This is a genomic window from Nocardioides sp. Bht2, assembly GCF_047308515.1.
Classification (GTDB): domain Bacteria; phylum Actinomycetota; class Actinomycetes; order Propionibacteriales; family Nocardioidaceae; genus Nocardioides.
On the sequence record NZ_JBLBWI010000002.1, the window covers coordinates 79,143 to 91,150 of the forward strand.

At 68.5% G+C, this 12,008-nt stretch carries 11 protein-coding genes; 10 read left to right on the plus strand and 1 reads right to left on the minus strand.

Annotated features, from left to right (window positions below):
• Nucleotides 1–60 precede the first annotated feature (60 nt).
• From ACLM5J_RS05590 to metG, 6 genes are all read left to right on the plus strand, one after another.
• Nucleotides 61–756, plus strand: coding sequence for a hypothetical protein (locus ACLM5J_RS05590; RefSeq protein WP_413655079.1), 696 nt, complete (start codon nucleotides 61–63; stop codon nucleotides 754–756).
• Complete coding sequence (locus tag ACLM5J_RS05595) at nucleotides 753–2,711, plus strand: fibronectin type III domain-containing protein (RefSeq protein ID WP_413655295.1); 1,959 nt, start codon at nucleotides 753–755, stop codon at nucleotides 2,709–2,711. Before ACLM5J_RS05590 ends, ACLM5J_RS05595 begins: the two co-directional genes overlap by 4 nt.
• A 28-nt stretch (nucleotides 2,712–2,739) precedes the next feature.
• Nucleotides 2,740–3,846: a chromate efflux transporter gene (gene chrA, locus ACLM5J_RS05600; protein WP_413655080.1), complete on the plus strand. Its 1,107-nt coding sequence runs from the start codon at nucleotides 2,740–2,742 to the stop codon at nucleotides 3,844–3,846.
• A gap of 47 nt (nucleotides 3,847–3,893) precedes the next feature.
• Nucleotides 3,894–4,508 (plus strand): DsbA family protein, encoded by a 615-nt coding sequence (locus ACLM5J_RS05605; protein WP_413655081.1) that lies wholly within the window; start codon nucleotides 3,894–3,896, stop codon nucleotides 4,506–4,508.
• Between the two features lie 161 nt (nucleotides 4,509–4,669).
• Complete coding sequence (locus ACLM5J_RS05610; protein WP_413655082.1) at nucleotides 4,670–6,241, plus strand: CHAP domain-containing protein; 1,572 nt, start codon at nucleotides 4,670–4,672, stop codon at nucleotides 6,239–6,241.
• Nucleotides 6,242–6,339: 98 nt separating this feature from the next.
• Nucleotides 6,340–8,139 (plus strand): methionine--tRNA ligase, encoded by a 1,800-nt coding sequence (gene metG / locus ACLM5J_RS05615; RefSeq protein ID WP_413655083.1) that lies wholly within the window; start codon nucleotides 6,340–6,342, stop codon nucleotides 8,137–8,139.
• Nucleotides 8,140–8,169: 30 nt separating this feature from the next.
• On the opposite strand, the gene ACLM5J_RS05620 is transcribed toward metG, so the two are convergent.
• Complete coding sequence (locus tag ACLM5J_RS05620; protein ID WP_413655084.1) at nucleotides 8,170–8,913, minus strand: SDR family NAD(P)-dependent oxidoreductase; 744 nt, start codon at nucleotides 8,911–8,913, stop codon at nucleotides 8,170–8,172.
• A 164-nt stretch (nucleotides 8,914–9,077) separates the two neighbouring features.
• Between ACLM5J_RS05620 and ACLM5J_RS05625 the strand changes: the two genes are divergently transcribed.
• The 4 genes from ACLM5J_RS05625 (at nucleotide 9,078) to ACLM5J_RS05640 (ending at nucleotide 11,995) form a co-directional block, all read left to right on the plus strand.
• A complete protein-coding gene (locus tag ACLM5J_RS05625) occupies nucleotides 9,078–9,653 on the plus strand; it encodes a hypothetical protein (RefSeq protein ID WP_413655085.1) in 576 nt (191 codons plus the stop codon).
• Nucleotides 9,654–9,662: 9 nt separating this feature from the next.
• Nucleotides 9,663–10,553: an alpha/beta hydrolase gene (locus ACLM5J_RS05630; RefSeq protein WP_413655086.1), complete on the plus strand. Its 891-nt coding sequence runs from the start codon at nucleotides 9,663–9,665 to the stop codon at nucleotides 10,551–10,553.
• An 82-nt stretch (nucleotides 10,554–10,635) separates the two neighbouring features.
• Nucleotides 10,636–11,163 carry a ribose-5-phosphate isomerase gene (locus tag ACLM5J_RS05635; protein ID WP_413655087.1) on the plus strand — a complete coding sequence of 176 codons (528 nt, stop codon included), beginning with the start codon at nucleotides 10,636–10,638 and terminating at the stop codon, nucleotides 11,161–11,163.
• On the plus strand, nucleotides 11,156–11,995 hold the full coding sequence (locus ACLM5J_RS05640) for an Fpg/Nei family DNA glycosylase (RefSeq protein ID WP_413655088.1): 840 nt from the start codon (nucleotides 11,156–11,158) through the stop codon (nucleotides 11,993–11,995). Before ACLM5J_RS05635 ends, ACLM5J_RS05640 begins: the two co-directional genes overlap by 8 nt.
• Nucleotides 11,996–12,008 lie beyond the last annotated feature (13 nt).

The window sequence follows — 12,008 nt, forward strand, 5'->3', positions numbered from 1 at the left end:
GGATCGGCGTCGTGAGGACAGCCCGAGCTGTCGATCCGAATCCTCTGGGAGCTGACCCTGATGAAGACCCGTAACTCCGCCGTGCTCGGCCTCTGCCTGCTGGTGGGCGGTGGCGCGTTGACCGGCCTCGCCATCAGCGCGCCGGCCACCGCGGCCGACGACGTCCCACTGGTGGGGGCCACGACGTCGTGGCGCTACCTGCAGAACGACACCTTCCCGGGCGGCGCCGAGCCGTTGTCGTGGACCCTGCCGCAGTTCGACGACGCCGCGTGGTTGAGCGGCCGCGGCACCTTCGGCGGCAAGATCAGTAGCGGCGTCCAGTCGCCGGTCTACGACGCCGCCAACACCGCGACCAACCAGCTGGAGATGAACGCACCAGGTGCCAGCACCCGCGTCCGCACCTACTTCTTCCGCGCCGACTTCGAGCTGAGCCCGCAGCAGATCGCCGACATCGCGGTGGTCCGCGGGAAGCTGAGTTTCGACGACGGCGCCGTCGTCTACGTGAACGGCCAGGAGGTCGGTCGCCACGACGTCGCAGTGGGCCAGGAGGGGTTGAACTACGCTCCCGGCGGCACGACCAGCATGGACAGCCTGAACCTCGCCTTCGGTCCCGACGTGCTGGTGCCGGGCACCAACACGATCGCCGTCGAGTCCACAACGATCGCGACAGCAGTTCCGACATCTGGTTCGGCCTCGACTCCCTCGAGGCGTTCGGCGCCGACGAGGCCGGCCTCGCTCCGACCCGGATCATCCTGACGCCGACCGAGGACCCGTCCACCAGCCAGAACGTCACTTTCCAGGGCGGCGAGCCGGACGACGTGCGGGGCAGGATCCAGTTCCGCACCGAGGGCGGGCCGATCCGCGCCGTCAACGCGCCGATCCAGCCGAAGGCGGCCAGCAACGACTACGGCCACTTCTCCGGCACCCTGACCGGCCTCAAGCCGGCGACCGACTACCAGTACCGGGTCGCTGCCGACGGCGTGTGGAGCGAGTGGCAGCAGTTCACCACCGAAGACCCGAACGCCACCGACTTCTCCTACCTCTACTACGGCGACGCGCAGATCGGTCTCAACACCACCTGGCCGAAGGTGGTCCAGCAGGCGCTGGCCAAGGCCCCCGACGCCGTCGGCTCCGTGCACGCCGGCGACCTGATCGACACCGGCGGCAACGACGCCCAGTGGCAGGACTGGTTCGCCGGCATGAAGACCGCCGCCGCGACCACCAACGTGATGGCCGCGCCCGGTAACCACGAGTACTCCGGCGACAAGCTGCTGACCTCGTGGAAGGCGCACTTCGAGTATCCGCACAACAACCCGAACGAGTCGACCATCGGCGACCTCGCTCTGCGGGCGGTGGGGGACACCCCGACCGCGAAGCAGTACCGCGCCTTCTTCGACCACTGGAGCGACTTCGCCGCCGAGACCGTCTACTTCACCGACTACCAGGGCGTCCGGTTCATCACCGTCAACGCCACCCGGGACTCGACGTTCCTGACCCCGGACAGCCTGCCGGCCTGCGCGGCCGCCGACTGCCCGGCCGCGAACATCTCTGCGCTGTGGACCCAGTACCAGGCGCAGTGGCTCGACTACGTGCTCGCCAACTCCGAGTCGAAGTGGAACGTGGTCACCTTCCACCAGCCGGTCTACTCGACCTCTGCCGGTCGTGACGAGAAGGTGCTGCGCGACTACTGGGTGCCGGTCTTCGAGAAGCACGACATCGACCTCGTGCAGATGGGCCACGACCACACCTACGCCCGCGGCTACAAGAACACCACCGCCACCGACGTTCCGGGCCGTACCGACGGACCGGTCTATATCGTCTCCAACTCCGGTGCCAAGCACTACGACCTGGAGACCGACGCCAAGAACGTGTGGATCAACAACGGCGCTACCCAGGTCCAGAAGGCTCAGGACGTCACCACCTACCAGGTGATCGACGTCAGCAAGGACAAGCTGACCTACCGCTCCTACATCGCGGAGATCAACGACTCCGGCACCTACTACCGCAACGGCCAGCTGCTCGATGCGGCGCAGTTCGAGGTCGGCGACCTGTGGGACGAGTTCACCGTCTACAAGACCGACGACGGGCGCAAGGCCGTCCAGGAGGCCGAGATGGCCGCCCCGGAGTTCGAGGACCTGTCCCAGACCCCCGAGCTCACCACGCAGCCGAAGGCGCTCGTCAAGGCGACCCACGGCGACGACGTCACGCTGACGGTGGCCGCGCAGGCCGACGGCGAGCTCACCTACGCATGGCAGCGCCGTCCGCTCGCCGGTGGCACCTGGCAGGACCTCCGTCGGGAGGACGAGGCCAGCCTGCTGCTCGAGCACGTCACCCCCGCCACCGCCCGCTACGAGTACCGGGTCGCGGTCAGCAACGGCTCCAAGACCGTGCACAGTGACGCCTCGCGCATCCAGGTGAGCAAGCGCAAGGCCACGATCACGGTGGCGAAGGCGAATCTCAAGCGGGGCAAGGTGGCCACCGTCAAGGTGCGCGCCGACGTCACCGGCCGGGTGCAGATCGTGCTCACCCACGGTGCGACCACGCGGCTGAAGTCGGTCAAGGTGACCGCTGGCAAGACGGTCACCGTCAAGCTCGGGAAGCTCGCCAGGAAGGGTGGACCGAAGAAGGCATCGGTCGCGCTGACCCTGCTGGCCGACGACGAGGGCTACGCCGTCACCCGCGCCAAGCAGAAGGTCGCCCTCAAGCGCTGACCCGGCGCGAGAAGGCACACTGACGCCCATGCCGAGCGGAGACCTGCGTGAGACGATCAGCGTCTTCGCGCGGCTGGGCGTCATCGCGTTCGGCGGCCCGGTCGCGCACATCGCGATGATGCGTGAGGAGCTGGTCCGGCGTCGCGGATGGGTGGACGACCAACGGTTCGTCGACCTGATGGGCGCCACGAACCTGATCCCTGGGCCGAACTCGACCGAGCTCGCGATGCACCTGGGACATGAGCGGGCCGGGTGGCGAGGCCTGCTCGCAGCGGGGCTCTGCTTCATCCTGCCGGCCGCCACGATCGTCACCTTCCTGGCCTGGATCTATGTCCGGTACGGGACCACGCCGTCGTTCACCGCACTGCTCTATGGCGTGGTGCCGGTGGTGCTGGGCATCGTCGCGCATGCGCTGGTCTCCCTGGTACCGACCGTGTTCGCCGAGGCCTGGCGGGTGCTGCTGGCCGTCGCGGCTCTGGTCGCCTTCTTCGTCGGCGTCAACGAGTTGTTGATCCTGGCCGTCGGGGGAGCGGTGGCCGGAGTCAGCACACTCCGGGTCCGGGGCTCGACCTCCGCGTTGGTGGTGCCGTTGGCATGGTTCGGCGGTGACACCGGTCAGCTGTCCCAGCTCTTCTGGACGATGCTGAAGATAGGTGCGGTGCTCTACGGCAGCGGCTACGTCCTGCTGGCCTTCCTGGAGGGAGACTTCGTCGACCGGCTCGGTTGGATCAGCCAGCAGCAGTTGCTCGACGCCGTCGCGATCGGTCAGGTGACTCCCGGTCCGCTCTTCACCACTGCCACCTTCATCGGCTACCTGGTCGCCGGGGTGCCAGGTGCCTTCGTGGCGACGGTGGCGATCTTCGCGCCGTCGTTCGTCTTCGTCGGGCTGCTGACCAGGATCACCGACCATCTGCGGAGCCGGACCTGGACGGCGCGGGCCCTGGACGGGTTGAACGCGGCGGCGTTCGCGCTGATGGTCGGCGTCACCTGGCAGCTCGGCCGGGGTGCCCTGGTCGATCCGGTCACCGTGCTGCTGGCCCTCGGCGCCCTGGCGGCCTTGCGCTGGACCTCCCTGAACAGCGCCTGGCTGATCGCGGCCGGCGCCCTGATCGGCCTGCTCTGTGGTCTCGGCTGAGGGCTGGGACAGGAACAAGCGGCGTCGCCGGGTGGTTAGGTGATGCTATGACCACTGAGAAGAATCGCGCCGATTTCTGGTTCGACCCGTCGTGTCCCTTCGCCTGGATCACCTCCCGCTGGATGCTGGAGGTCGAGCAGGTCCGAGACGTCGAGGTGCACTGGCACGTGATGAGCCTCGGCTACCTGAACAAGGACAAGGACGTCCCGGAGGCCTACCGGGAGATGTTGACCGCTGCGTGGGGCCCGGTCCGGGTGCTGATCGCCGCCGAGCAGGCGCATGGCGAGAAGGTGTTGTTGCCGCTGTACACCGCCCTGGGTGAGCGGATCCACCAGCCGGAGCGTCGCAACATCGATCGAGAGCTGATCGCCGAGGCTGTCGCCGAGGTCGGGCTCCCTGACGACCTGGTCGACGCGATGGACGACACCAGCCTGGACGAGGCGGTGGCCCGTTCGCACCATGAGGGGATGGACAAGGTCGGCGACGACGTCGGCACTCCGACGATCCACGTCAACGGCGTCGGCTTCTTCGGCCCGGTTCTGGGCAGCATTCCGCGCGGTGAGACCGCCGGCGGTCTGTGGGACGGAGCCGTCGCACTCGCCTCCTACCCGACCTTCTTCGAGCTGAAGCGGAGCCGGACCGGGGGACTCGACTTCTCCTGACTCCCGGGCGAACTTTTCGCCTGGAATGCAAGCACCGACACGCCGTTTGCGCGGATATCATGAAACTACATGGTTGAAATTAGTGCCCCGCCATAGCGTGTCGGTGCTTGACATGGGCATACTGACGCCTCGTGAGGCAGATGTTACGTGTGTTACCAAGTGTGCTTGTTGGGATCTTGCTTGCCGTGCTGCTGCCGGCCACCTCCCAACCGGCGTCAGCGACCAACGTCTACTTGTGCATGGGCTACGACAGCTGCGCCAAGGCGGGCTACAGCCACGCCGGTTACAAGACGGCCGGCTCCAAGATGTGGTGGCAGATGTACTCGGGCCACAACTGCACGAACTACGCCGCCTACCGGATGGTGCAGGCCGGCTACTCCTCGAAGCGGCCGTGGACCGGCTCGGGCAACGCCACCAACTGGGGCGTGGCGATGAAGTCGATCACCAACAAGACCCCCGTTGTCGGTGCGGTCGCGTGGTGGAAGGCGAACTCGCCCGGCGTCGGCAGCGCCGGCCACGTCGCCTACGTCGAACGCGTGGTGTCGCCCACTGAGATCATCATCTCCGAGGACAGCTGGGGCGGCGACTTCTCGTGGCGCCGGATCACCACCGCCAGCAACCGCTGGCCCACCGGCTTCATCCACTTCCTCGACCTCCCGCTGACCAACACCACCGCGCCGTCGATCAACGGCACACTGCAGGTGGGTCAGACGCTGGCCGCCAACTACGGCCGGTGGGCGAACTCGCCCACCGCCTATGCGGCCCAGTGGTTCGCTGACGGTGCCCCGATCGCCGGGGCGACGAAGTCGACCTACGTCGTCACCCCTGACGTGCGTACCAAGAAGCTCACCCTCCAGGTCACCGCAACCCGCCCGGGTTACAAGACCACGACCGCGACCAGCGCTGCCACGGCCGCCGTCGCCTTCGGTCAGTTCGAGGCTGTCAAGCCGCCGGAGATCACCGGCCTGCCCGAGGTCGACGAGGTGCTCAGCGTCGATCCGGGGACCTGGGCGCCCGCGCCCAGTGCCTCGACCGTCCAGTGGCTCGCCGACGGCAAGGAGATCGCAGGCGCCACCGGCTGGGAGCTGCCGGTCGCTCAGGAACAGATCGACGCCCAGCTCAGCGCGCGGGTGACCGCAAAGGTCTACGGGTACCGACTCGTCACCACGACCACAGCGCCGACCGCCAAGGTGCTGGCCGGCGTGATCGAGGTCGAGCAGCCGGCCAAGCTGACCGGGAAGCCGACGTTGGGCACCACGCTCAAGGCGACGCCGGGGACCTACAGCCCGGCGGACGCGACCGCGGTCCACACCTGGTTGCGCAACGGCGTGGTCGTCGGCACCGGACCCAGCTACACCCTCGGTGCCGCCGATCTGGGCAAGGTCGTCTCGTTGCGGACCGACCTCAGCCGCGCCAAGTACCGGGCCACGCGTGAAGAGGTGGCGCTCGCTGCGCCGGTCACCGTGAAGCCGACGACGAAGGTGGCCACCGTGGGGAAGCGGAAGCGTGCCGTCGTCAAGGTCAAGGTGTCGGCGCCGGGGGCTCCGCCGATCAATGGGCTGGTCCGGATCCGGGTCGGCGCGAAGCTGCAGGAGGTGCGCCTGGTCAACGGTTGGGTGCGCGTGGTCTTCACGTCGGTGCCGGTCGGCACCCGCAAGGTGCAGGTCCGGTTCCTGGACACCGGCCCGTACCTGACCTCGGGCCGGGCCACCACGGTGAAGGTCCTGAAGTAGCTCTCCGTGACGGCGGTCGACCGAACCCGGTCGGCCGCCGTCGTGGTGACGCCGATCCTCTGCCGGGCCCGCGGGTCGCCCGCACTAAGATCGAGCCCATGAGTCGCGTCCTTTCTGCAGTTGCCTGGCCGTACGCCAACGGGCCCCGTCACATCGGCCACGTCGCCGGTTTCGGTGTGCCCTCCGACGTCTTCAGCCGCTACATGCGGATGGCCGGCCACGAGGTGCTGATGGTCTCCGGCTCCGACGAGCACGGCACCCCGATCCTGATCGCCGCCGACGAGGCCGGCCTGACGCCGCAGCAGATGGTGGACCGCAACCACCGACTGATCATCGAGGACCTGGCCGGGCTGGGGATCTCCTACGACCTCTATACCCGGACCACGACGCGCAACCACCACGCCGTCGTCCAGGAGCTCTTCACCGGGGTCTACGAGAACGGTTACTTCGTCGAGCAGACCACCTTCGGTGCGATCTCGCCGTCGACCGGCCGCACCCTGCCGGACCGCTACATCGAGGGCACCTGCCCGATCTGTGGTGCCGACGGCGCCCGTGGCGACCAGTGCGACAACTGTGGCAATCAGCTCGACCCACACGACCTGATCAACCCGGTCAGCCGGATCAACGGCGAGAAGCCGGAGTTCATCGAGACCCAGCACTTCCTGCTCGACCTGCCGGCCCTGGCCGAGGCGTTGGGCGAATGGCTCGACGAGCGCGAGGCGTCCGGCACCTGGCGCCCCAACGTCATCAAGTTCTCCAAGAACATCCTCGCCGAGATCAAGCCGCGCGCGATGACCCGCGACATCGACTGGGGGATCGCGGTGCCGCTCGAGGGCTGGCGTGAGAACCCGACCAAGAAGCTGTACGTCTGGTTCGACGCCGTCATCGGTTACCTGTCGGCGTCGATCGAGTGGGCCCGGCGCAGCGGCGACGCCGACGCCTGGCGCAAGTGGTGGAACGAGCCCGAGGCGCTCTCCTACTACTTCATGGGCAAGGACAACATCACGTTCCACAGCCAGATCTGGCCGGCCGAGTTGTTGGCCTACAACGGCAAGGGCAGCAACGGGGGCTCGGAGCACAGCCTGGGCCAGCTGAACCTGCCCACCGAGGTCGTCTCCTCGGAGTTCTTGACGATGGAGGGACGCAAGTTCTCCTCCTCCAAGAAGGTCGTCATCTACGTGGCCGACCTGCTCAGTCGCTACCAGGCCGATGCGTTCCGGTACTTCGTGGCCGCAGCCGGACCCGAGAACCAGGACTCCGACTTCTCCTGGGGCGAGTTCGTCACCCGGACCAACTCCGAGCTGGTCGCCGGCTGGGGCAACCTGGTCAGCCGTACCGCGACCCTGATCGCCAAGAACTTCGGTGAGCTTCCGCCCGCCGGCGAACTCAGCGACGCCGACCGCGCGGTGCTGGCGACCACCGAGCAGGCCTTCGCCGAGGTCGGCGAACTGATCGGGCGCAACAAGATGCGTCAGTCGATCGGCGAGGCGATGCGTGCGGTGGGCGAGGTGAACAAGTACGTCACCGACTCCGAGCCGTGGAAGCTCAAGGAGGAGTCGGAACGCGAACGCCTGGGCACGATCCTGCACGTGATGGCGCAGTGCGTCAGCGACCTCAACACGCTGCTCAGCCCGTTCCTGCCGTTCACCGCCAACCAGATCGACGTGATCCTGGGCGGTGCCGGGGACCTGCAGCCGATGCCGCAGATCGTGGAGGCCGACGACCTGGACGGTGGCCCCGGCTACCCGATCATCACCGGCGACTACAGCGGCGCCCGCGCCTGGGGCCGGAGTGAGATCAAGGTCGGCACCCCGATCGCCAAGCCGAGCCCGGTCTTCACCAAGCTCGACCCGGCGATCGTCGATGAGGAGTTGGGCCGCCTCGGCCTCACCAGCTGACCCGAGGGCGCACCAATAGCCCCTCGGGAGTCAGCGGAGCATGATCCCGCCGCCGTCGGCCATCAGGGTCTGACCGGTCATGTACCGGGCGTCGTCGCTGGCCAGGAAGACCGCGACCGGGGCGATGTCGGCGCGCGGGTCGCCGAGGCGCCGCATCGGGTTGCCCGAGGAGAGCACCTTCTCCTGCTCGGGGTGCGCCTTGATGAACGCGTCGACACCCTCGGTGCGGGCCAACGGAGAGATCAGGTTGACGTTGATCCCGTCCACCGCCCACTCCCGGGCCGCCACCCTACTGATGCCACGCACGGCCTCCTTCGCTGCCGCGTAGGCACCTTGGGTCGGGTTGCCGTTCAGGCCGGCGCCGGAGGCGAAGTTGATGATCGAGCCCTGGGTCGCCGCCAGGTGCGGGTGCGCCTCGCGCATCAGCCAGAAGACCGGCCAGAAACCGGTGCCCAGAGAGAGGTCGAACATGGCCTGGGTGGTCTGCAGCAGCGGAGCCTGCTGCGAGGCGTGCGCGTTGTTGACCAGCACGTGGAGACCGCCGAAGGTCTCCACCGCCGTCGCCACGATCACGGCGGCGTTCGCCTCGACCGACAGGTCCGCGGAGAGGAACGCGGTGGCGTCGCCCAGCTCGGCCTGGAGGGCCTGGCCGGCCTGCTCGTCGACGTCGACGATCAGTACCTTGGCGCCCTCGTCGACGAACGCGCCGACGATCGCCTTGCCGATGCCCTTCGCGCCGCCGGTGACGATCGCGACCTTGCCGTCCAGTCTCATGCTCACTCCTCCATCGGGGCGCTCGCGCGGGTGCGCGCGGGTGACGCCGGCCACCTGGCCGTGGTCAGGGTAGGAGCGCGGCGCGGCCGTCGGGGTGCCGTCGTCCGGTGATCGGGAGCGGCCCGACGACGGGTTGGCGAGGTCCCTCCCGTGATACTGACCCCATGCAGACACCACAGATCCAGCACGTGCCGATGTTCTACGTCGCGCAGAAGCTGGCGATGACGGCCAACCGTTACCGGGTCCTGGCCGCCAACCCGGACGGGACCGAGGGTGCCTTGATGGCATTCGCCCACCAGAAGCGGATGGCGTTCAAGGAGAAGGTCACCTTCTTCGCCGAGGAGCAGATGACCACCCCGGTCTTCGGTTTCGCGGCCCGCAAGGCGATCGACCTGGCATCGGGCTACGACGTGATGGACGGCGGCGGCGCGCCGCTCGGCTTCTTCAAGAAGGACTTCAAGGCGAGTCTGCTGCGCTCCACCTTCCTGATCGAGGGCCCCGGCTACGCCGGTAGCGGCGCCGAGCGGAACCAGGCGGTGGCGGTCCTGCGCCGCTTCGTGGAGCTGCCCTTCCGGTTCCACTTCGACTTCGTCGACGGTGCCACCGGGCAGCCCCTCTTCTCCGTGGACCGACGGGCCACCCTGCGCGACCGCTACGTCGTCACGGTGCCGGACCAGCGGATCGACTGGCGTGTGGCGGCTTCGGTGACGGTGGGCCTCGACGCCCTGATGTCGCGCTGAGGTGAGGTGATGGCCCTCCACCCGCAGGCGCGTGCCGCCGTCGCCGATTACGCGACCGAGCAGAAGGTGACCGATCCCGGCTTCGACATCGACGACAGTCGGCGTCAAGCGCGGGAGAAGGCGGCAGCAGTGCCGCGGGTGGAGTTGGCCGAGGTGCGCGATGTCGACGCGGGCGGCGTCCCCTGTCGCTACTACCGGCCGGGAGAACGCACCGACGCGCTGTTGATCCACCTGCACGGCGGCGGCTTCGTCTTCAACGACGTCGAGGTGCACGACGCCGCGGTGCGACGGTTCGCCCGGCTGGTCGGTATCCCGATGCTCTCGGTGGACTATCGGCGACCGCCCGAGGACAAGTTCCCCGCCGCCCCCGACGACGTCGACACGGTGATCGGCTGGGTGCGGCGCGGTGGCCTGGGCGACGTCGGGCGGCTCTTCGCCCACGGCGACAGCGCCGGCGGCAACCTTGCCCTGGTCGCCGCGCTCCGCAACCCGGGCCTCTTCGCCGGGGTCGTCCTGATCTACCCCTTCCTCGACCCCGAGGCGAACTTCGACTCCTACCAGAGCGCGGCCGAGGGTTTCGACGCTGCTGAGGCGGCCTGGTACTGGCAGCAGTACGCCGCAACGTCGGACGATCTGCACAACCCGGATCTGGCGCCGCTGCGGTCGGACCGGTTGGCGACGTTGCCGCCGACCCTGGTGGTCACCGCCGAACACGACCCGCTACGCGACGAGGGCGAATACCTGGTGCAGCTCCTCGCCGAGGCCGGGGTGGAGGTACACGGGAGCCGGGCGCTCGGCCAGATCCACGGCTTCTGGCGGCACCCGGACGTCTTCGACGCAGCCGACGGCGTGCAGCGCCAGGCGGCCGGTTTCGTGCAGATGGTGCTCGAGCGGGACTGATCCCCGTGCGCGGCCCGCCGCGGCCGTCTCGCCGCGGTGCCCCGTCGTGGCCAAGCTGGCCGCGGCCTGAGAAACTTGCTCCATGCGCGTGCACCTCGGCTCCGACCATGCCGGCCTCGAACTCAAGGACCACCTGCTCAACTGGCTCATCGACGCCGGCCACGAAGTGGTCGACCACGGCCCGTTCGTCTACGACGCCCTCGACGACTACCCGGTCTTCTGCCTGCGTGCCGCCGAAGGCGTCGCCGCGGAGCGGGCCGAGGGCCTCGACAGCCTGGGCGTCGTGATCGGTGGCTCCGGCAACGGCGAGCAGATCGCGGCGAACAAGGTCGCCGGGATCCGCTCCGCCCTGGTCTGGTCGGAGGAGACCGCGACTCTTGCCCGTGAGCACAACGACGCCAACGTGATCTCGGTCGGTGGCCGGATGCACACGGTGGAGGAGATGACCCGGTTCATCGAGCTCTTCTTGGCCACGCCGTTCCCCGGCGACGAGCGCCACGTGCGGCGGATCAACCAGTTGAGCGTCTACGAGACCGAGGGCCTGCTGCCCGAGCTCCCCGCCTCGGCGCTCCAGGGCACCGTGGGCGACGCCGGCGACGAGGATGCCTGAAGGTCACACCCTGCGCCGCTTGGCCGGGTTGCTGAGTGACGCCTTCGCCGGACAACGGGTCGGCGTCAGCTCGCCGCAGGGCCGGTTCGCCGCGGATGCGGCGCTGCTCAACGGAGCGACCCTGCTCGAAGCCGACGCCGCGGGCAAACACCTCTTCATCGAGTTCGACGACGAGCGGATCGTGCACATCCATCTCGGTCTGATCGGTCGGTTCGATCTCGCTACGGGGATCGCGCCGGCCCCGGTCGGAGCGGTGCGGCTGCGCCTGGTCGCTGCCGACCATTCGGCCTATGCGGACCTGCGGGGCGCGACCCGTTGCGACCTGGTCGGGGTGGCGCAGCGGGAGAAGGTGATCGCCTCGCTCGGCCCCGATCCGTTGCGACCGGACAGCGATCCGGAGCGGGCCTGGCGCAAGATCTCGCGTAGCGACCGGAGCATCGGCGACCTGTTGATGGACCAGGCGGTGCTGGCCGGTGTCGGCAACGTCTACCGCGCCGAGGTCCTCTTCCGGCACAAGATGCACCCGCTGCGGCCCGGAAGGACGCTGCGCCGCAACCAGTTCCAGGCGATCTGGGACGACCTCGTCGACCTGATGCGCGACGGCGTCCGCACCGGCCGGATCGACACGGTCCGTCCCGAGCACACCCCCGAGGCGATGGGGCGGGAACCCCGCAAGGACGACCACGGCGGTGAGGTCTATGTCTACCGGCGCACCGGTCAACCCTGTCTGCTCTGCACGAAGCCGATCCGGATCGAGACGCTGGCCGGACGGAACTCGTTCTGGTGCCCCGGTTGTCAGCCGGTCTTCCGCTCACGGGCTCATCTACAGTAGGCGCGAACGTCGA